This is a genomic window from Candidatus Poriferisodalis sp. (genome assembly GCF_965208895.1).
Lineage (GTDB): Bacteria > Actinomycetota > Acidimicrobiia > Acidimicrobiales > Poriferisodalaceae > Poriferisodalis.
In genome coordinates, this window is record NZ_OZ242363.1 from 3,861,823 (window position 1) to 3,882,685 (window position 20,863).

Below are 20,863 nucleotides of genomic sequence, written 5' to 3' on the forward strand. Positions count from 1 at the left end.
CAACAGCCCGCCGGCGACGCTGACCGCGCCCGCCGCCGACATCGGCCTCTGCCTCTCTTGGGTCACCGGCGTCACCAACCCCTGGAGAGTCCAAGCACACAGCACCATCACTGGCTCGACGGTCAGCTCCAAGGGTGTCAGCAGTCGGAGCCGGTGCTGGAACCAACAATTCAGCAGGCTGGCCCCTGCGACTTTGAGGAAGTCAGTTCCGGGCATCGGGGTCGCCAACGGGCTGCGTATCTGACACCCTTGTATGCCGAATGCTCAAGCTTCATGAAGCGCAGCGGACGGCCCCGCTGCCGGCTCGCTATGTCGCTCCCGCTTCGCTGAGCGAGGCGGCGGATCTGCTGTCATCGCACGGTCCCCGAGCGCGGCTGATTGCCGGGGGCACCGATCTGATGCTGGAGCTGGGCCGGGGGGCGCGTTCGGGTGTGGAACTGCTGGTTGACATTTCCGGCGCGGCGAGCCTCGACCGGATTTCGTACGAAGGCGGTCGGGTCACACTGGGACCGCTTGTCACCCATGCCGATGTGATCGCCTCAGCGCCGATGCTCACCGCGGGGCTGCCGCTGGCGCAGGCCTGCTTGGAGGTGGGGTCGCCGCCGCTTCGGAATCGGGCGACCGTGGTGGGCAACATCGTCACTGCGAGCCCCGCGAACGACACGATCTCAGCACTCGTCGCGCTGGGCGCGGAGGTCACCATGGCGTCGGTGCGGGGCGAGCGCACGGTCCCTGTTGCCGAGTTTGTCTCGGGCTTTCGCCAGACAGTGCTCGAGGCCGACGAGATCGTCACCGAGGTCGCATTCGATGCCCTCGACGGTGTGAGGCGAGCGAATGACTGCCGTGGTGTATTCGTCAAGCTGGGTCTGCGCCGGGCGCAAGCCATCTCGGTGGTTCACGCGGCGGTAGTGGTGGAACTGCGGGGGCTCGACATCGTCGATCTCGTCGTCGCCCTCGGCAGCGTCGCCCCCACGATCATCACCGTGCCTGAGGCCACCGAGCTGGCGATCGGTCGAGAGCTGGACGAGGCGGCCGACGACATCGTCGGCGCAGCCCGGCGTGCAGCGACACCGATTGACGACATCCGCGGCAGTGCCGAGTACCGGTCGCATGCTGTCGGCGTCGTGGTGGAGCGCGCCGTTGCAGCGCTGGCCGACGGCAACGAGGCCGATCGGTGGCCCCATGAGCCTCCGCGGCTGGCGCCGGCGGCACACCGGCCCGCCGCTGCACGGGCGTCGACAGCGCTGGACGACGCCGACGATGTCGTCACGGCGGCTGTGAACGGTTCGGTTCGCAGAGCTGCAGGCGCCGCGGGCAAGACCCTCATGGACTGGCTGCGGGACGATCTGGGGCTCACCGGCACCAAGGAAGGTTGCGCAGAGGGCGAGTGCGGCGCCTGCACGGTGCACCTCGACGGGGCAGCTGTGTTCTCGTGCCTGGTGCCAGCCGGACGCGCGGAGGGGGCCACGATCACGACCGTGGAGGGAGTTGCCTCGCCAGAAGGTGAGCTGCATCCGTTCCAGCAGGCCATGGTGGACACCGGCGGAGCGCAATGCGGATTCTGCACGCCGGGCTTCGTCATGAGTGCTGCGGCGCTGCTGGAGGAAATACCGGAGCCCACGTCTGAGCAGATCACTGTCGGACTGTCGGGCAACCTCTGCCGCTGCACCGGCTACTGCTCGATCATCGAGGCGGTGAGAACCGCCTCGGTTGATTCAGCGGCAGTGCGAACCGCCTCGGTTGATACAGGAGCGGTGCAGGCCGCCGCGGTTGAGGCAGGGGCTGTCCCTCAGGCGCCTGCCTCGGGGGGCTCGTCGTGAGGGGGGGCGCCGCTCCTGGAACGCCCGGCGCAGCCATTGAGCTCGAGATGGCACCGGCGACGGCGGGCGGCCTGGGACAGTCGCCGCCGCGCGCCGATGGCCCGGCCAAGGTTTCCGGCCTCGCCGGCTATCCCGCCGACCGCATCCCCGCCGACGCCCTGTGGGCGTTCGCGGTGTTCACCGACCAGCCGCACGCTCGTCTTCGTTGTCTCGATCTCGGCGGTGCCGAGCGCTCGCCTGGCGTCGTCGCCGTGCTCGGCTCGGCCGATGTGCCTCGCAACGAGTACGGGCTGACCAAGTTCGACCAGCCGGTCTTCGTCGGGCTCGAACACACCGGCCGGAGCTCGGTGCCCTGCGATGTGTCCCGCTGGGAGGCCGACCATCTGGCGCTCATCGTCGCGGAAAGCCTGGATGCGGCGCGTGCCGCGGCTGCCGCCATCGAGGTCGAGTGGGAGCCGCTGCCAGTCGTGGCTGACCTCGATGCGGCGCTCGCGGAAGGCGCGCCGCTCGTCCACCCCTATGAGGGCCTCGGCTCGAATCTGTACGAGTCGATGCGCACCCGCAAGGGCGATCTCGAGGCTGGCTTCGCGGCTGCCGCCGTCGTCACCGAGACCACCTATGAGGTGCCTTACCAGGAGCACGCATACCTCCAGCCCGAAGCGGGCACTTCGTGGGTTGATGCCGAGGGCATCGTGAACGTCGAGATCGCAGGTCAGTGGGTACACGAGGATCGCGAGCAGATCGCCCACGCCCTCGACCTGGCTGAAGACCGCATCCGGGTGCGCTATCCGGCCATCGGCGGTGCCTTCGGCGGGCGCGAGGACACCTCGATGCAGATCGTCCTGGCGCTGGCCGCCACCCGGCTGGCCGAGCGGGGCATCAACCGTCCCGTAGCTATGCAGTGGTCGCGTGAGGAATCCATCGTCGGGCACCACAAGCGCCACCGCGGACGCATCTGGGCTCGCTGGGGCGCTGACCGTGACGGCAAGATCACCGCCGCACAGGCCGAAGCGTGGCTGGACGCGGGCGCCTACAACTACACCTCCAACAAGGTGATGGGGAACCTGCACCTCGGGCTCGGCGGGCCCTACGAGCTGCCCAATGCCAACATTGACACCCACGTCGTGTACACCAACGCCACGCCGGGGGGCGCGTTCCGGGGCTTCGGCGCGCCGCAGGCAGCCTTCGCCGTGGAATGCCAGGTGAACAAGCTGGCCGAATCGCTGGGCATGGACCCCATCGACATCCGCCGCGTCAACACGTTGCGGGAGGGATCGCTGAGCATCGCCCACACGCCCATGCCCCTGGGTGTCACGATGCCTGAGGTGATCGAGGCGTGTGCTCACGCCGCCGCCCTGCCAGCCGGCTCCGGCACCGCTGCGCCCAGCGAGGGCGGCAGCTCAGAACCCGGCGCCGCAGCGTCCGATGAGCCAGGGCTGTTCAGCCCGTTCGGCTCGCTGCCAGCGCGGCCGTCGTCGCTGCGCCGCGGCCGCGGCTTCGCCTGTGCCTTCAAGAACGTCGGCTTCTCGTTCGGGTTCCCCGAGCGTTGCGAGGCCACCATCGTGCTGCACGGCGAGCCCGGTGACGAGCTTCCGGCATCGGTCGAGCTGTCGCACGCCGGTGCCGATGTCGGTCAAGGTGCGCACACCGCATTCCTGCAGATGGCCGCAGAGGCGACCGGTGTCAACCCCTCCAGGGTGGTGGGCCGCTTCAGCGACACCGGCACGTCGGGCGACTCGGGCTCGGCGTCGGCATCGCGGCTCACATGGATGGCAGGCAACTCGATCCTGGGCGCCGCGGAGGAAGCCGAGAAGTCGTGGCGCGAGGGCGATCGACCGGCGATCGGGCACTTCCGGTTCACGCCCCCGCCGACCACTGAGCTCGACCCCGAGACCGGCGAGGGAACCCCGAACTTCACCTACGGGTACGTCGCACAGCACGTGGAGCTGACCGTCGACATCGACACCGGTCACATCCGCATCGACCGTGTGATCAACGCGAACGATGTTGGCCGGGCCATCAACCCCCGCTTCGTCGTGGGCCAGATCGAGGGCGCAGTGGCGCAGGCGCACGGCCATGTGCTGAGCGAGCACCTGCGCAGCCGGGAGGGTCGCCTGCTGAACCCCCGGTTCAGCACGTACCTGATCCCGGGCATCGGCGACATCCCCGTCACCACCGAAAGCGTCGTGCTCGAACTCGCCGACCCGCTCGGCCCATTCGGCGCCCGCGGCATGGCAGAGATGGGCGTGATCCCCTATGCACCGGCGGTGGCAGCGGCGCTGGCGGATGCAACGGGCGTGTGGATGGATGACTTCCCGCTCACACCCGAGCGGGTCTGGGCGGCACTTCAAGAGGCCGGTGCCGCCGGCTAGCAGGCTGAGCCGACAGGCGACGCCGTGGCCCGAGCGGCCCGTGAGCGGCAGCGAGCAAGAGCGGGAAACGACGGGTGCGACAACCCGAAGGGCTGGCCTGTCCGCCAACGCTGCGACGCGGGCCATGACGCCGCGCCGCGGCCGGCGCGAGAACTCACCGGGCCGCCCCGCAGGGCCGTCCTACACTCCCGAGCGTGGCGACGCGATCACGGCCGGACGCGACTGAGCGTGTGATGGAAGTCATGATGTACCTGCTGGCTCGCGACGTTCCCAAGACCCGCGAGGAAATCTGGCGCGACACGGGGCTCTATGCACCGGAGGGGACCACCGACCGGCGCGTGCTGCAAAGCGCCCGCGCTTCCTTCGAGCGAGACAAGGCACTGATCCGCAACCTCGGCGTGCGCATCACCGAATCGATGGAGCATGACGGCGCCACGTCCTACACGATCCGGCACCACGACTACTTCCTGCCTGACCTGCAGTTGACGCCCGAGGAGCAGGTGGCGCTGCGGTTTGCGGCGGCCAGGGTGGACCTCGGCGAGACATGGGACTTCGAAGCCGTCGCGAAGCTCACGAACGTGGGACCGGCAGACGCGGCCCACGAGACCCAGCCCGTCACTGCTGAGGTGGCGCTGGGCACCGCTGCGGCGAGCCAGCCGGCGGCGAGCGCGATGCTGCCAGCGCTGGCGGCGGCCACCGCAGACCGGGCCGCAGTCGGATTCACCTACGGCGGCCGCGAACGCGCCGTGCAGCCGCTCGGTCTGCTGTGCCGCGCCGGTTACTGGTACTTCGCAGCGTTCGAAGACGGCACGGCCAAGACGTTCCGGGTGGATCGCATGGAAGGCGACGTGGAGGTGGGCGAGCGGGGCGCCTTCGCGAAAGCTGACGTCGATGTGGCCGGCCTGCTGCCGACCGAGCCGATGGAGATCGACTTCGGCGACGATTTCGATGCCCGTGTTCGCATTGACGCCACCGTGGCCCACCAGCCCACGGCCGAGCGGGGCCGCATTGTCGAGCGGCACGACGACGGCTCGGTGACGGTGGAAGCGCGGGTTCGCAATCGCGCTGCATTTCGCATGTGGCTTCTCGACATGGGTGGGCATGCCGTCGTTACCTCGCCGCCTGAGCTGGTCAGCGAGGTCACTTCGTGGCTGCGAGCGCTGGCAGCAGATGCCGTGGATGGCGAGCGATGAGGGGGCCGAGCACGTCGGTGAAGATCGAGCGCCTGCTTGCCATCGTTCCGTGGGTCGTCGAGCGGGGCGGCGCCACCGTCGCCGACATCGCCGAGCGGTTCGAGATGCAACCCGGTGCTGTGTATGACCTGCTGCTCGCAGCTATGTGCTACGAGGTCGTGGGAGCGAGCGCATATGAGAACCTCGGCATCGTCGTCTTCGGCGACGATGCCGACGAGAGCGCAGCCGGCGATGCATGGGTCCACGTCGAGCCGGGCGCCATGCTCGACCGCCCGCTCAACCTGTCGGTGCCCCAAGCGTTCGGGATCTTGGTCGCGGGCCAGTCCGCACTGGCGCTGCGCGGCGCTGACCGTGAGGGCGCGCTGGCGACTGCGCTCGACAAGCTGCGCCGGGCGTACGGCGAGCGCATCCGCGTCTCGGTGGACCTGCCCCTGCCTCGCAGCTTGTCGACGCTGCGCGAAGCGCTGCGCACCCGGACCACGGTCGCCATCCACTACTACACGCCCAATACCGACGAGGTGTCCGAGCGCCGGGTGGATCCGCTGCAGGTCTCGCTGCACGACGGCCATTGGTACCTGCGGGGCTGGTGCCACCTGCGCAACGACTTGCGTTCGTTTCGAGTCGATCGCATGGAGGAATGCACCGATACCGCAGAACCGCATCACCGCACCACCGAGGTGGGGGAGGCAGTGAGCGTGGCGCCCGCCGAGTCCGACGAGACCACCGATGTCGTGCTGTCGATTCCCCGCGGAGACCTGTGGCGTGTCGAGGCCTACCCGTCGCGTGAGGTGACCCCCGACGGGGATCGCTGTGTCGTGACCTATGCGATTCGCAGCCCGCGGGTGCTCAGCCAGATGCTGCTGCGCCTCGGCACTGACACGCGCATCGTCAATGCAGCAGAGTTGCCGCCCGAGCTGGCCGAAGCCGGCCCGACAGCCGCTGCCGCCATCCTGGAGCTCTACGAGACCTAAGAAGTCGCGCGTTCTTGGCACGAAAATGTTCGCATAGCGACGTTTTTTGACGCAGGAATGAGAGCCTTCGTCTTTAGTTAGAGGGATCGGCGGGGTTCGGCTCGACGAGGGTCAGTCGATGAGGTCGACTACCAGCCCGTAGTGGTCCGAGGGCACCACGCCGTCGACCGGTTCGGTGCCGATCATCTCGATGGAGGCAATGTTGCCGTGCGGGCGCGGCCGGGGCGTAGCCACGAACACATAGTCGATGCGCCGGTTCGGCCACATGGCCTGGGACAGGTAGGGGTTCTGGCCGTTCCAGGTGTGGCCCGGGCCGTCGCCGGCCTGCGCCCAGGCGTCGCTCCAGACCAGCTCGGGAACGGGTGGGGGACGTTCGCCGGTGAGCAGGCGGATCTCGTCCGAGGTGGGCACTGCGTTGAAATCGCCGGCCATGACCACAGGAAATCGCTCGGGGCCGTGGTGCGTGGCCGCCAGTTCGCACAGCGTGGCCACCTGCCCTTGGCGGACTTCGCTGAGGTGGAAGCGATGCTCGAGGTGTGTGCAGATGACGGTCATGTCACCGTTGCCTGCGCTTCCCGCATTCTTGCTGGCGAGTGTGCTGTCGCCGGCCGGCTCTTGTTTGCCGTCACCGTGCGGGCGCTCGAGCTGTGCGATCAGTGCAGTGCGGTGCCCGGACTGACCATCCACTTCCAGCGTGTGGACCTCTGAGTCGACGATAGCTGTCCGGCTCAAGACGGCGTTGGCGAACGACAGCCCCCGCCGCCCGAACCTGGGATGGTGAGCGACGTTCATGCCCATCGCCTCGCCGAGCAGGTCGGCCTGGTTGGCGCCGTCGCGCTCTGCCCAGATCTCCTGGCAGCACACGATGTCGGGTTCGAGCCCGGCGAGCGTGACGGCAATCGCCTGGTGGCGAGCCTCCCAGTTGTCACCGAAGCGCCACCACAGGTTCCAGGTCACGATGCGCACGTCGTCACCGTAACCCTCACGCGTCCCAGCGAATCGCTTGATGGCAGCTCGCGATTTCTGCGACGACTGCTGCGCAGCGGCAGATGAGCGACGACCTGATCACGCAGGATCGCTGACGATCGGCCCGGGTCATGGTGGCGTATCAAGCCCGTATCGTCGGCGGCCATGCCGACCGCACCGAACGCCGAACAGGTCACCGATCAGATCACTGAGCAGATCTACCTGCGCGATGCCTACCTGCAGAGCGTCGAGGCGACGGTGGTCGCTGTCCGAGACGACGCAGTGGCGCTCGACCAGACGATCTTCTACGCGACCGGCGGCGGCCAGCCCCATGACACGGGGACGCTCGTTGACTCGCAGGGCAACCAGTGGCAGGTGAGCAACGTCCGCAAGGAGGGCGACCTCATCTGGCACTGGGTGGACGGCACTCCGCCACCGGCGGGAGCAGCGGTCACCGGCACGATCGACTGGGAGCGGCGCGTGGCGCTCATGCGCACCCACACCGCACTACACATCCTGTGCGGCGTCATCTGGAACGAGTGGGGGGTGCTGGTGACCGGCGGCAACATGGCGCCGCTGTCCGCCCGGATGGACTTCGAGTTCGGCCCGCTGCCGGAGGGCTTCGCAGCCCGCGTCACTGAATTGGTGAACGGTGAGATTGCGGCCGACCGGCCGATCGAGGTCAGCTTCCTCGAACGCGGGGCTGCGCTTGCCGATCCCGAGCTGATTCGCACCAAGGTGAACCTGATCCCCGAGTCGGTCACCAACATCCGCGTGGTGGACATTGTGGGGTTGGACCGGCAGGCCGATGGCGGCACTCACGTGGCGTCGACCGGCGCAGTGGGCCGCTTCGAGATCACCAAGACCGAGTCAAAAGGCAAGGGCAACAAGCGAGTCCGCATGGTGCTCCACGACGCCTGAGCCAGGCTGCCTCCACGGCCCGCTCTTGGCGAGCGCGCGTCTGTTCGATACTCCCAGACTTCGGTACCCTGTGAAAAATGACTCGCCGGGAGCCATTGGGCGGGACGCGCTTGGTCAAGCCGTCCGTCACGCCATCCGCTCGCCGGACGGCGACGTCGCGGTTCGGCGCCTCCCGGCGCGAGGGGCACGATGCGTCGGCGTTCTATGCCCGATTCACCCCGCCGGTCCTGTGCGATGACGACACGGTGGCCCGTGGGCCGGAGCTCGACGGGGAGCTGACCGAACGCCTCGGCGACGGCTGCTTGTGCGGCGACGCCCGCCAGATGTCTGCGGTGCCCGATGCCTGCGTGGCGCTGGTGGTCACCTCGCCGCCGTACTTCGTGGGCAAGTCCTACGAGGACGCTCTTGTTGCAGACTCCGACAGCCGCATCCCGACCAGCTACTTCGACTACCTCGACATGCTGCGCGATGTGTTCGCCGAGTGCGTCCGGGTGCTGGAACCCGGCGGCCGCATGGCCGTCAACGTGGCGAACCTGGGACGCAAGCCGTACCGCAGCCTGTCGGGTGACGTGGCCAAGATCTTCGAGGAACTCGGCCTGCTGCTGCGTGGCGAGATCGTGTGGCAGAAGAGCAAGGGCTCGAGCGGGTCGTGCGCATGGGGTTCGTTCCGCAGCCCGTCCAACCCGACCCTGCGCGACACCACCGAGCGGATCGTGATCGCCAGCAAGGGCAGATTCGATCGGGCCCGTCCGGCTGCGCAGCGCGAGGCCGAGGGACTGCCGTTCCGCAGCAGCCTGTCCACCGATGAGTTCATGGAGGCCACGCTCGACGTGTGGGACATGGGGCCCGAGAGCGCACAGCGGGTGCGGCATCCCGCACCGTTCCCGCTTGAGCTGCCCCGCCGCCTGATCGACCTCTACACCTACGAGGACGACTTGGTGCTCGACCCCTTCATGGGCTCGGGCACCACATTGGTCGCGAGCGTGCTGTGCGGCCGGCGAGGCGTCGGCTACGACCTCGATCCCGACTACGTGGCGCTGGCCCGCTCACGGGTCGCCCGGGCGCACGGCTCGTGGCGGCAGCGCCAGTCGGCGGTGACCCAGCCGCCCCTGTTCGCCGAGAACGAGCAGACGTCCGACACGACCGCGGCGCCCAGCGTGCTCGTCGCGCGCGACACGCCCGCACTCGATCCGAGTCCGGCGTTCGGAGACCGGGAGGGAATGTTCAGTCACGACCACGCAGGCGCGGCGGGAGAGGATGTGTCCAGCCCCCTCCCGGAAGATCAGCCGATCATCTCCGATGCAATCACCGCTGACGCGTTCGCTTTCCGGGCCGTGGCGGCGGGCCGAAAGGCCCACGACATCGCGGCGGAGCGGCTCGAGCACTGCGGCTTCGAGATTCTTCGCAGCCCGGCCAAGCTGCGCGGCACCGGCGTGCAGTTCAGCTTCTTGGCGGGGGACCGGACCGGCGAAGAATGGTGGGTCGATGTGGCCGGCACGTTTACGACGGTGCGGCCGGGGCTGCTGCGCGCCGACACGCTGTGGAAGGCGCTGGGTCGGGCGTCCGTACTGGCTGCGGCATCGCCCGACGCCCGGCTGTTGGTGCTGACTCCGCACGCACCGCGTCGAAGCGGCGAAGGCGACCGGGCGTTGCGGGCGCTTGGCCCCTCAACGGTGTTCGATGTGGTCGAGCTGTTCGATGACGCAGCCGCTGCGCGCCTCGCGGCATACGCCAATGGTGCCGCAGCGCCGCAGTGCGGGTATTGGACTGAGGCTGAGGTCGCCGCGGCCTGGTGAGAGCCGGAGTTCATCTGCGAGGCCGCCGCGCGGGCAGTCTGTGAACTCATCTAATGCAGGCGGGGATCTCCAACGGGTGCTGCTGATCGCCTGCCGGCTGATCAGATGCTGTCGATGCGCTTGAACAGCTCGGCGTAGGCGAGGCCCGCCTGCTGGCCGCCGGCGACCGCCACGGCGTCTACCCAGTCGGCGAAGCGCTGGACTTGGGCGGGATCGTCGGGGTCGGTGATGTCGTGGGTGGTCACGAACTGGCTGCGATGGCACAGCAGCGCAGCGGTCTTGGCGGCCGTCCAGCCCTCGGCGTTCTCGGCGTGATCGGGCTCGTCGGCCTCGAACAGCAACAACTCGTCGGGCCGGTGCGGAGGCAGGCCCTGTTCGGGAAAGAAGAACGGATCGCGTGCGGCGACGACGCCTTCGACGGCCAGCAGCCCGGCGTGCCGATGGTCGGGATGCAGGCGGTAGCGCTTCCATGGATCGTGGCCCAGCACGACAGTGGGCTGCAGTTCGCGGATGACCTGTGCGATCTGCGCACGGGTTGCAAGATCGCTGTCGAGCTCGCCGTCGACATGGCCGCCGAAGCGCACCTCGCCCGTGGCGCCCAGAGCGGCTGCGGCGGCGCGCTGCTCGACCTGGCGGGTCTGTACCAGGGCGGCCTGGTCGCACTCGGGGTCCCACGTGCCCTTCGAGCCGTCGGTGCAGATGAAGTGGTGCACGACTGCGCCTGCAGCAGCCCACTTGGCGAGCGTTGCCCCGCAGTCGAACTCGGCGTCGTCTGGATGGGCGGCGATGACGAGCGCGGAGGCCGGAACCCGCAGGTCCACGGAGAACCCGGTCCCAGCGGAGTCAGCCTCCGGAGGCATCGGGGGGCCTGGGCAGGTCGAGGCCGGCGGCTTCGAAGTCGTCGGGCGTATCGACGTCGAACTCAAGGGCGGGCACCCGGCGCACTCGCAGATCGAGGCCGCAGCGCAGGGCTTCCTCGCAGTGGGCCGCGAACGAGCCCGGTCCGTAGTGGAAGTCGAAGCCGGTCCCCAGCGGGAGCGCCATCACATTGGTGCCGTCGAGATGGCGATCGGGCACGATGGTGACGGCGCCAGCCTCGGCGAGGCCGGCGAGCGTCTCCGCGTGGGGCAGGTCGGCATGAGCGATCAGCACGTGACCGGGACCTGCGCCGTCGGCACCAGGGCCGGTCTCCGCTTCAAGCGCTTCAACGGCGGCGGTGACGGCCGGATTCAGACCATCGGCCTCGATCCACAGCACCTCTGCTCCCGCCGAACGGGCCCAGTCGGCCACTTCGTCGTTGTCGCAGACGACCCGGACAGCCAGCGAGCCTGCAGCCTTGACGACCTGGGCGGCCATGTTGCGGGCCAATTCGTGGCGTTCGTTCGCGCTCAGGCGATCCGCGAGCCGGCCCTTCGCAAGTCGGAAACCCTTTACGGGTATGAGCACGGTCGGCGTGACGCCGGTTGCAGTCACCCGCGGCGAGTGTATGAGGATGCTTCGGACTGCGGTGCAGTCTATGAGGATGCTTCGGACTGCGGTGCAGTCGGGGACCCACGGGGTTGGACCTGAGCCGCGTCTGGCGAGGATCGGGCCCGACGGTTTGCTAGGACAAGGCCGTGCGGATCGGCAGGCGATTAGGTGATGACGGAGGTGCTCTGCGCCCGTGGGCGCGCCTGTTGCGCCGCAGCAGGCGAGCGCAGTTGGGTCGGCAGCCACCGCCGCTCGTGCGACCAGCCGAGCCGCCTGCCGGCTGGGTGCGGCCGTGGTGGGCCGAACGCCAGCTCGATCCGAATTCGGCTGCTCATGCACCAGAGCCGAGCCGATGTCGCTATTGGAACAGCGACGATCACGTCGAGGCTGGCCTTCTCGCCAACACGCTCGGCCGTTCATGGACGACCGTCGGTTTGCCCGAAACGCTTGACCGCGCCGCAGTAGATCCCCGCGGATTGGTGGAGTGGTCGAACTGGTCACTTGATTGGTGGGTGCGTGCCGGTGAGGACTGGATCTTCCCGTCGCGGGCGCTGACGGTGCGTCAGCGCTTGGTGGGCGGAATGCCGGTCGTCGAGACGGCGCTGCGCATCGGCGGGGGCGACGTCATTCATCGAGTCGCTGCGGCCAGGGGCTCGGCCATCGCGTCAATCCATGAAGCGAATCTCGGCTCCTCTCAGCGGAACGGGCATGTGGGCGCGAGCGACAGTCATGCTGGGCCAGAGGTGTTCGTCATCGAGATTGCGAACAGCACGTCCGTTCCGATAGCGGTCGCGCTGGCGGCCCGGCCCTGCAATCTGGGTGCGTTCGAGCACGAGGCGGACGAGATCTGGGAATGGTCGAATGCGTGGGGGATCGATGCGATATCCGTCGACGGCCGGGCGATGTCGCTCGACTATGGCAATCGCGTTGCAGTGAGCCGCTCAGCGGTGATCTTCGATCGTGTCCCGGGAGACATCGTGGTCGGCAGTCACGGCAGGGACTGTGCCGGGGCGCTCATCGAGTCGAGTATCCGCGCCGCGGGGGAAGCGCACGCGAGTTCGACACCGGTCAGCATCCGCGCTGACACCGCGACCGCCGAGCAGCCGCCAGCGCCAGGGCACGGGCGGGAGCCGACCTCGGTCGTGTGTCCGCAACGATTGGCCAACGCAGCGGCGGTCGTCCCGCTGGTCGCCGGCGCGACGCTGCGGGTTGCAGTCGTCGGGCGAGGCTCGGCATTCCAATGGGACGACACGGGCAGCCCGGCACTCGGCGATGCCGTCCTCAATGCTGTCCCCGCACTGGAACGGGTTGCCAACGGCTGGCGGCAGCGCACCGAAGCAGGCTGTCGGCTGGAACTCCCTGGCGGTCGGCTGGCAGATGCTGCACTCGCCTCACGGGCTGCGCAACTGCTTTCGACGGCACCGTGCGATGACGGCGGCGGTGTTGTCGGGCTGATGCTGTGGCCTGCGGTCTACACCGATGCGCAGTTCGCCGGTGACGACCTGGTGCAGCTGCTGGCGCTGGTCGAATCGGGTGCGCCCGAGCAGGTCCGGGACCTGTTGTTGCGCCAGGCTCAAGCGCAGTTTCCCTCAGGCGAGTCCTCCAGCATGGGTCACTCAGTAGCGGGAACTTCCTTGGTGCTTGCCGAGCATCTTCTGTCGCTGCATCCGGACCCGGCACTCGGCGCAGGCATCTCGGAGTTCGTCACCTCAGCGGCGCGATGGCTGCTGTCGCACGATGCGACCCGGCGTGAGGCGCCATGGACCATTCGCGAGGGTCTGCGGGCGGGCTACCGCTTGCTCACGCGCTTGGGTGCCGATCATGCGGCTGGTGCCCTGGAGCGTTCAGCGCGCGCGATCGCTGAGCACGTCCGTGTCGATGCGCGGACGGAACCCGAGATGACGGCCTTCTACCGGGACCATCGGGGCGACCTGCCATGGACGTCAATGCGACATGGGGTGTCTGAAGCTCCCTCAAGCCGGCGTTGGGAGTGGGCATCGCACGACACCGGGCTGTGGGTGCATGCGGCAGTGCCGTGGGCGCCTCCGTTGCCGTTCGTGATGGCTGAGCCAGCGGTCGGCACGCCGATCGACTTCGTCGCCGACACTGCTGCGTCGTGTGGCCGTGACATCGTGGCCACGGCGCTGCTCGCGTTCGCAGAGGCTCGACCCGCACCAGCGCGTTCGTTCAACCGACTGGAATCGCTGGTGTCAGTGGCGTCGCCGACGTTGAACTGGCCGACCTTCATGGACCCCAAGCTGGGGACCGGTACCAATGGGACCGGGCACGACCTTATGGTGGGAGGGCTGTTCGTGCGGGCACTGTTGCGACTGCTTGTCGACGTTCCCGACCGCGGCGCGGGCCGCGCCGCGCCGCCCATGCTGCGGCTCGCGGCTCACTGGCCGGCGGCATGGCTGGGCCAGCCGGTCGAGGTGCATGACGTGCCGACCCGGATCGGCGCCGTGTCGTGGGCGGTGCGCTGGCACGGCGAGCGGCCGGCGCTGTTGTGGGATGTCGTGCCGCACGACCCTGACGGCGCGGCGCCGGTGGTGACTGCGCCCGGCTTGGATCCGGCGTTCGCTGCGGGTGCATGGCGGGGAGAGACGCTCCTCGCGCCGATGCCGGCACCGGACGGATAGCGGCGCTCCAGCAGAACCCGTCGCAGCAGAGCTCCGAAGCGGCGCAGGTCCAGAGTGGCACGGAGTCGACCACTAGCTTCGAATCCATGACGGCGCGGCCGAGCCTGACCTTCGAGCGGCGGTGCTGGGAGGCCGGCGAAGCGACGGTCGTCGGCGTCGACGAAGTGGGCCGTGGCGCCTGGGCAGGACCTCTGACGGTTGGCGCAGTCGTGGTCTCGCCGCACGGCCGCGTAAACGGCATCCGCGACTCGAAAGAGCTCCGGCCTTCGGTGCGCGAAGAACTCTTCGACCGCATCGACGGTTGGGCCCGGGCCTGGTCGGTGGGGCACGCCACGTCGGCCGAGTGCGACGAACTGGGCATGACCGATGCGTTGCGGCTGGCAACTCGGCGGGCCCTCGGAGTACTTGGGGCCGACCCCGACCGGGTCCTGCTCGACGGCAGCTTCAACTTCGTGGACTGGCGTCCCAGCGAAGCGATCGTTGAAGGCGATCGCCGCTGCCTGTCGATAGCGGCGGCGTCAATCATGGCCAAAGTCGTTCGTGACCGGATCATGGCGGGTCTGGCGGCCGACTTCCCGCCGTACGGGTTTGAGTCGAACAAGGGCTACCCGGCGCCTGTCCACCGCGCAGCGCTCGCCACGCATGGCCCCTGCGCCCTCCACCGGCTGAGCTGGTCGTTCGCCGACGCGCTGCCCAACGCCGAGCCCGTGCCGAGTGCGGCGCACCGCGACACCCCCACGGCGCTAGCGACCTACGCCAAGGCCTGCGCAGGACCCGACACGACGCTGTTCTGAGCCACCGCCTTGATCGGCTGGCCAGCGCGGCGAGCTGCCATCGGCAATGCGCGAGTCACCTCCGGCAGCGGTGCTGTGTCTGGGGTGATCAGCTCGCTCCCCGACCTAGTTGATTTTTGAAGTGTATTTTCGCGTGAATCCTGCGATAATCCTGCTGTGAGCGACGACGTAGTGGACATCGGACCTTCAGCGCTGCTGAGCTTTCGGGCAGAAAACGTGCGCTCGTTCCGTGACGAGTTCGAATTCTCGCTGCATGCGACTGCGATGGCGGAACGCGCAAGCGTGCGCGAGATTCCTTGGCGTCAGGGTGGATCGCCAGTGCGCGTTCTCCCGGCAGCGGGCGTGTTCGGCGCTAATGCATCGGGCAAGAGCAACATTCTTGAAGCCATTGACGACATGCGGCACTATGTCTTGCAGTCGTTCCGCTCTGGCGAGCCAGGGGGACAGATTCAGCGCTGGCCATTCCGACTCGATGAGCAGTCGGCACAGCAACCGTCGCGCTACGAAGTCGACTTCGTCCTCGACGGGGTCCGCCACGAGTACGGCTTTGTGCTCGACAGTGAACGGGTTGTCGAGGAATGGGCATACCGGTGGCCCAAGGGCCGATCGGCGCTGGTGTTCCATCGCAAGGGCGACTCAGTTGACTTCGGATCTATTGACAAGGCCCGAAGCAGGGCAGCTCAGAACCTTCTACGGCCGAACGCGCTCTACCTCTCGACGGCTGCTGCTGCGGGACATCCGCAACTCTTGGCGCTCCGCAGCTGGTTTGCAGAGAACCTCCGCTACGCCCACGCGGCGTCTCGACAAACACGGCAATTGCTCGCGGCAGAAATGCTCGACGACGATCGTCGTCGCAGCGCAGTGCTCGGTCTTCTGTGGGCTGCAGATCTCGGCATCTCCGATGCTCGCAAGCACCTCCCCGACCCTGCGACACGAGAACGAGTGCAACGTCTTGTGAACATGATCGCCGAATCCGAAGAGGTTCCGGCTGATGCGGTGAATGTTGAACTTGAAGATCTGGCGACCGTCAACCTGGTGCATCGCGGAGTCGTCCAAGAGGTTGAGTTTCGATCCCATGAGGAATCGCTCGGAACGCTGGTGTGGTTTGGTTTGGCGGGGCCAGTACTTCACGCGCTCGCGACTGGATCGGTGCTGCTGGTGGATGAACTGGATGCCAGTCTGCATCCTGACCTTGTGCAGCGGCTCATCCGGCTCTTTCAAGAACCAGACACCAATCCACATGTGGCGCAGCTGGTGTTCAACAGTCACGACCCGGCGCTGATGGGCGATGGTACTGACACGCGCCTACTCGGCCGCGACCAAGTCTGGTTCACGGAAAAACTCGACGATGGGAGCACGCGCCTCTATCCCTTGGCTGAGCATGGGCCGCGTAAGAACGAGGCCGTCGCCAAGCGTTACGTCGAGGGCCACTACGGGGCTCGACCGATCCTCATGGACGGCGGCTTTGCGGATGCCTCTCGACAAGTCGCGGCGCCTGCGCCTTGAGCCGACGACGACCGACGACGAAGCGCCGCGGCGAGACGCGGGTTCAAGGCGCATCACACCCGCGACGGATTCTTGTGTTCACAGAAGGCCGATCAACAGAGCCTGACTACCTCAAGTATTGGCATCGCCAGAATCGGCATCGGGTGCGCGTCGCCGTCGACGAATTTCACGGCACGCCTCGGAGCCTCGTTGAGCAGGCCATTCGTAGGCGAAGTGAAGACCTGCGCGCGCAACGACGCGGTCGCGGAGAGGCATGGGACGAGTATTGGTGTGTATTCGACCGCGATGAGCACCCCGACATCGACTGGGCACTCCGCGAGGCGGACGCCAACCAAATTGGGATCGCATTCTCGAACCCGTGCGTGGAACTATGGTTCATGCTCCATTTCGCGGATCAAACGGCGTGGATTGATCGCCAGGCAGCTAAGAAATTGGCGCGAGAACAACTCAAGTGCGAAAAGAGCCTTACTCCTGAGGCCCTAAGTCGCTTGGGCTCCTTGTACGTGGAGGCCAAGTCGAGGGCCCAGGCGTTGGAGCACAAGCACGAACTCGACGGTTCGCCACTGCGATCGAATCCGAGCAGCAGCGTCTGGGAGTTGGTCGAGCGCATCCGCGACGACCCGTGACTCTCTCGGTTGCGCCGACGGCGCAGATGTCGCCGAGGCTGCTAGAAGAAGGCAGCCTCAGGGAGGGACCCCCGATGAGTGTGCATGACGACCCCAACGCAGAGCAGCGCGAGTTCTGGCGCAACGCAGACATCTGGGTGCAGCAGCAGGAGCGACTCGACGCCCAGCTGACTCATATCGGCGCGGCGGCGATGGATGCTGTCGAGGGTCTGCTGGCCGGTGCGAACGTGCTCGACATTGGCTGCGGTTGCGGTCAGACCTCCCTGCAGTGGACTGAACGCGTCACAGGCTCAGTGCTCGGCCTCGACATCAGCGAGACGTTGGTTGAGGTAGCTCGGCAGCGGGCGGCTGCGCATGCTGCCCGGCTGCCTGCGGCCGCGCCTGTCGCCTTCGAAGTGGCCGACGCTCAGACGGCGGACATCGCCGCCATCGCTTCTGGCGGAAACGGTGCCTTCGACGGCTTTGATCTGGTCTATTCCCGGTTCGGCGTGATGTTCTTTGCGGACCCGGTGGCGGCGTTCGCCAACCTGCGGGTGGCAACTCGGCCCCACGGCCAGCTCGCCTTCGCTTGCTGGCAGACGCCACGACAGAATCCGTGGCTGGTCACGGTCAACCGGGCGGTGCTGGAGATTGTGGAGATGCCCAGTGGGGGGCCGTCGGTCGATCCGTTTGCATTCGCCGATCCCGACTTCGTGCGGGGTGTGCTCGGCGATGCGGGGTGGTCGAATATCTCGCTGGAATCCCACGAGACCGAAGTGCTCTTCAGCACCGGGCCGCTGGCCGAGACGGTCGAATTCGCGATGGATCTCGGCATTGCACGCCGGGCGTTGATGGGCCATCCCGCGGAGGTGCACGCCCAAGTACGCAAGGCCGTGACTGCAGCCCTCGCGCCATTTGAGACACCCCGCGGAGTGGTGTTTCCCGCCGCGGCTTGGATCGTCACCGCCAGCAATTGAGATCCGGCGGCCGAGACCCGCTGCCACAGCGCTCAGTCGAAAGAGACTCGCAGGGAACCAAACCAGCGCGAACTGCGTCTGAATTCACAAAGAACGCCTGCTCGGGTTGAGGTCCCTTGTCTGATTCTTCGAATCGCTCGAACGAACTGCCGAAGATGTTCCGGCAGAGCAGTGAGGACCAGCGCGGTGCAGGCGCCCATCTCCAACGGGTCGGTGGGCAACCCGACGGTGGACAGCACAGTGGGCGCGTGACGTCGGGCAGGGCATTCGGCAGGCGCGACGAGGCCGCCGCGGCCCATGAGGCGGGCACCTATTGGGTGGTCGCCGAGGGCGGCGCACGGCTTGGCAAACTCGTGGGCGGTGATCGACGAACCGAGCTGGACGATGGGGATCGAGGAGGAGTATCTCCTCGTCGACCGTGACAGCGGTGCGCTGGTGCAATCCCAGCCGCCCGGCCTGATCGCGCGGGTTGCCGAGCTGCGTCACGGGCTCGTGAGCCCCGAGCTCTTCAGCGCGCAGATCGAGATCGGCACCGATGTCTGCCGCGACGTGCGGCACCTGCGCGCCGATGTCGGCCTGCTGCGTCTGGCGGTCACCGAGGCCGCGGCAGAGCACGGGCTTGCGCCGATCGCCGCGTCCACCCATCCGTTCGCCAGGCCGCACGAGCTCGACATCACCGACAAGGAGCGCTACCAGGTTCTCGCCGACGATCTGCAAGAGATCTCCCGCCAGCTCGTCATCTCGGGACTGCATGTCCATGTGGGAATTGAAGACCCGGAGCTGCGGATCGACTTGATGAACCAGGTGACCTATTTCCTGCCGCACCTGCTGGCCCTGTCCGCCTCGTCTCCGTTCTGGCAAGGCCGCGACACGGGGCTGGCGAGCTACCGGTCGGCGGTGTACAAGACGCTGCCGCGTACCGGCCTGCCCCCGAAGTTCGATTCCTGGGCGGAGTTCCGGCGTCATGTCGATGTGCTCGTGAAGGCCGGGATCATCGAGGACTCATCGAAGATCTGGTGGGACATCCGGCCCTCAGAGCGCTATCCGACCCTGGAGATGCGGGTCACCGACCTGCCGACCCGCATGGAGGACACGATCGCCATCGCTGCCGCGTATGTCTGCCTGCTGCGGATGCTGTGGCGGCTGCGAGCCGGGAATCAGCGGTGGCGCAGCTATGCGAACTTCTTGATCGGCGAGAACCTGTGGCGTGCGGAGCGCTACGGCATCGGCGGCTCGCTGATCGACTTGGGCAAGGGAGCGCTGGTGCCCAACGAGCATCTGGTCGACGAACTCATCGAACTCGTGAGCCCCGATGCCGAGGCGCTCGGCTGCGTCGAGGAGATCGGTCACCTCCGCACGATCTGTGAGCGAGGCACCTCAGCAAGCCACCAGCTCGCCGTCTACCAAGCGGCGCTCGACGCCGGCGCAGATGACGACGAAGCCCTCGCCGAGGTAGTGCAACACCTCATCGAGCACACCCTCGCACCACCTGACGTGGCAGACCATCGCGATCGCGACACCGCCGCGGCCGATTTGATCGCGGAGCACCATGCAGACGCACTGCGGCGTCTCGGTGAGTGAGCGCCGACCTCAGGTTTCTCGCCTCGGTGCTACCCGCCCTGAGTGGGCGTTCGTGATCGGTACGCCTCTTCAAGATTGAGCCACATCTGTGCTGAGGTGCCAAGAGCCGCGGAGATGGCTTCAGCCAGTTCCGGGGTGATCACCATTCGTGTTTCGAGAATGTCCAAGACAACGAGTTTCGGTTGACCCATCCTCTCGGCAAGTTGCGAAACGGTCCAGCCACGGGCGGCCAGCTCCTCTGTCAGATACTCGCCCGGCGGAAGCACTTCCGCGGCCACGATCGTCGTCGACATGTTCACGCACCTTCTCCATGACTGTTGGCCAATGCCACCGAAAGCGATTTGATCGGAATGGAGCGATGGGCCATCGCAGCCTTGGACGCGGCACCGGTATCCATGAGCAGCCGTGCACCACTTCCACCATCCGGTTCAAGATCGTACGATGGCCGATGGTGTGCGGGTTGGCAGTTCTGAGTCAAGGGACGCTGTGAACGAGTACATAGCGCCCGAACAACTGGCCCGTCGCGACATCGACGAGCAGCTGGAGGCCTGCGGCTGGGTGGTGCAGGACTACAAGAGCGCGGCTGTGGCTGCTGCGCAGGGCGTCGCTGTTCGGGAAGTGCCGACTACGGCTGGCCCTGCTGACTACGTGCTGTACGTGGACAGTCAGGCCGTCGGTGTCATCGAGGCCAAGAAGGCCGGCATGACGCTGACTGGGGTTGAGCCGCAGACGCGTAAGTATCAGGCCGCCTACCCAGAGGCTCTGCCTGCTGTCGAAATCCACGGGGCGCTGCCGTTTGGCTACGAGTCGACCGGCACCGAGACCCGCTTCACGAGCGGACTGGATCCCGTACCCGCGAGTCGTCGAGTGTTCTCGTTCCACCGCCCTGACACGCTGGCGCGTTGGCTGGCGGATCATGCCGAGGGGGAGGGTCGCGAGCCCGGCCTGCGTGCCGGAGTGATGCTCCTGCCAGAACTTGACGCCGACGCTGGGCACTTGTGGCCCGCTCAGGCAGAGGCCATCGGGAATCTTGAGCAGTCGTTCAAGGACAACCGGCCTCGGGCCCTGATCCAGATGGCCACCGGCTCGGGCAAGACGTTCACTGCCGCCAACGTCAGTTATCGCCTGCTGCGATACGCCGGCGCCCAGCGGATCCTCTTCCTCGTCGACCGAGCGAATCTCGGCCGTCAGGCGTTGCGAGAGTTCTAGGAGGCTGGTCGGAAACGGGTGCCGGACCCAATCTGCAAGCCCC

The 20,863-nt window shown here is 67.3% G+C and carries 16 protein-coding genes and 1 pseudogene; 13 read left to right on the top strand and 4 right to left on the bottom strand.

The features are described from left to right. The first annotated feature begins 260 nt into the window (after nt 1-260). The 4 genes from ACOGJB_RS17340 (at nt 261) to ACOGJB_RS17355 (ending at nt 6,356) form a co-directional block, all read left to right on the top strand. Complete coding sequence (locus ACOGJB_RS17340; RefSeq protein ID WP_419838333.1) at nt 261-1,820, top strand: FAD binding domain-containing protein; 1,560 nt, start codon at nt 261-263, stop codon at nt 1,818-1,820. Then, the gene (locus ACOGJB_RS17345; RefSeq protein WP_419838334.1) at nt 1,817-4,192 is read left to right on the top strand and encodes a xanthine dehydrogenase family protein molybdopterin-binding subunit; all 2,376 of its coding nucleotides are present in this window, start codon (nt 1,817-1,819) and stop codon (nt 4,190-4,192) included. Before ACOGJB_RS17340 ends, ACOGJB_RS17345 begins: the two co-directional genes overlap by 4 nt. A 194-nt stretch (nt 4,193-4,386) precedes the next feature. Further along, nucleotides 4,387-5,385 carry a helix-turn-helix transcriptional regulator gene (locus tag ACOGJB_RS17350; RefSeq protein ID WP_419838335.1) on the top strand — a complete coding sequence of 333 codons (999 nt, stop codon included), beginning with the start codon at nt 4,387-4,389 and terminating at the stop codon, nt 5,383-5,385. Further along, nucleotides 5,382-6,356 carry a helix-turn-helix transcriptional regulator gene (locus ACOGJB_RS17355; protein ID WP_419838336.1) on the top strand — a complete coding sequence of 325 codons (975 nt, stop codon included), beginning with the start codon at nt 5,382-5,384 and terminating at the stop codon, nt 6,354-6,356. The genes ACOGJB_RS17350 and ACOGJB_RS17355 overlap by 4 nt, the downstream gene beginning before the upstream one ends. Before the next feature lie 111 nt (nt 6,357-6,467). On the opposite strand, the gene ACOGJB_RS17360 is transcribed toward ACOGJB_RS17355, so the two are convergent. Continuing rightward, complete coding sequence (locus ACOGJB_RS17360; RefSeq protein ID WP_419838337.1) at nt 6,468-7,322, bottom strand: endonuclease/exonuclease/phosphatase family protein; 855 nt, start codon at nt 7,320-7,322, stop codon at nt 6,468-6,470. 165 nt (nt 7,323-7,487) lie between these two features. Between ACOGJB_RS17360 and ACOGJB_RS17365 the strand changes: the two genes are divergently transcribed. Continuing rightward, the gene (locus ACOGJB_RS17365; protein ID WP_419838338.1) at nt 7,488-8,243 is read left to right on the top strand and encodes an alanyl-tRNA editing protein; all 756 of its coding nucleotides are present in this window, start codon (nt 7,488-7,490) and stop codon (nt 8,241-8,243) included. A gap of 77 nt (nt 8,244-8,320) precedes the next feature. After that, entirely contained in the window at nt 8,321-10,039 is a 1,719-nt protein-coding gene (locus tag ACOGJB_RS17370; RefSeq protein ID WP_419838339.1) for a DNA-methyltransferase, read from the top strand. A gap of 101 nt (nt 10,040-10,140) precedes the next feature. On the opposite strand, the gene ACOGJB_RS17375 is transcribed toward ACOGJB_RS17370, so the two are convergent. Beyond that, a complete protein-coding gene (locus tag ACOGJB_RS17375; RefSeq protein WP_419838340.1) occupies nt 10,141-10,899 on the bottom strand; it encodes a PIG-L deacetylase family protein in 759 nt (252 codons plus the stop codon). Continuing rightward, a complete protein-coding gene (gene cofC / locus ACOGJB_RS17380) occupies nt 10,883-11,512 on the bottom strand; it encodes a 2-phospho-L-lactate guanylyltransferase (protein ID WP_419838341.1) in 630 nt (209 codons plus the stop codon). The genes ACOGJB_RS17375 and cofC overlap by 17 nt, the downstream gene beginning before the upstream one ends. A gap of 251 nt (nt 11,513-11,763) precedes the next feature. Here cofC and ACOGJB_RS17385 point away from each other — a divergent pair, with 251 nt between their 5' ends. The 6 genes and pseudogenes from ACOGJB_RS17385 to ACOGJB_RS17410 all read left to right on the top strand — a co-directional run. After that, a complete protein-coding gene (locus ACOGJB_RS17385) occupies nt 11,764-14,148 on the top strand; it encodes a hypothetical protein (RefSeq protein WP_419838342.1) in 2,385 nt (794 codons plus the stop codon). A gap of 86 nt (nt 14,149-14,234) precedes the next feature. Continuing rightward, nucleotides 14,235-14,942, top strand: coding sequence for a ribonuclease HII (locus ACOGJB_RS17390; protein ID WP_419838343.1), 708 nt, complete (start codon nt 14,235-14,237; stop codon nt 14,940-14,942). Nucleotides 14,943-15,098: 156 nt separating this feature from the next. Next, the gene (locus ACOGJB_RS17395; RefSeq protein ID WP_419838344.1) at nt 15,099-16,448 is read left to right on the top strand and encodes an AAA family ATPase; all 1,350 of its coding nucleotides are present in this window, start codon (nt 15,099-15,101) and stop codon (nt 16,446-16,448) included. Nucleotides 16,449-16,522: 74 nt separating this feature from the next. Then, on the top strand, nt 16,523-17,074 hold the full coding sequence (locus ACOGJB_RS17400; protein ID WP_419838345.1) for an RloB family protein: 552 nt from the start codon (nt 16,523-16,525) through the stop codon (nt 17,072-17,074). A 74-nt stretch (nt 17,075-17,148) separates the two neighbouring features. Further along, nucleotides 17,149-18,030, top strand: a complete 882-nt coding sequence (locus tag ACOGJB_RS17405) for a class I SAM-dependent methyltransferase (protein WP_419838346.1) — start codon at nt 17,149-17,151, stop codon at nt 18,028-18,030. 363 nt (nt 18,031-18,393) lie between these two features. Next, a pseudogene (locus ACOGJB_RS17410) lies at nt 18,394-19,518 on the top strand (carboxylate-amine ligase); the annotation flags it as partial. A gap of 122 nt (nt 19,519-19,640) precedes the next feature. On the opposite strand, the gene ACOGJB_RS17415 reads toward ACOGJB_RS17410, so the two are convergent. Further along, nucleotides 19,641-19,904: a helix-turn-helix transcriptional regulator gene (locus ACOGJB_RS17415; RefSeq protein ID WP_419838347.1), complete on the bottom strand. Its 264-nt coding sequence runs from the start codon at nt 19,902-19,904 to the stop codon at nt 19,641-19,643. 148 nt (nt 19,905-20,052) lie between these two features. Between ACOGJB_RS17415 and ACOGJB_RS17420 the strand changes: the two genes are divergently transcribed. Beyond that, on the top strand, nt 20,053-20,820 hold the full coding sequence (locus ACOGJB_RS17420; RefSeq protein ID WP_419838348.1) for a DEAD/DEAH box helicase family protein: 768 nt from the start codon (nt 20,053-20,055) through the stop codon (nt 20,818-20,820). Nucleotides 20,821-20,863: the final 43 nt, after the last annotated feature.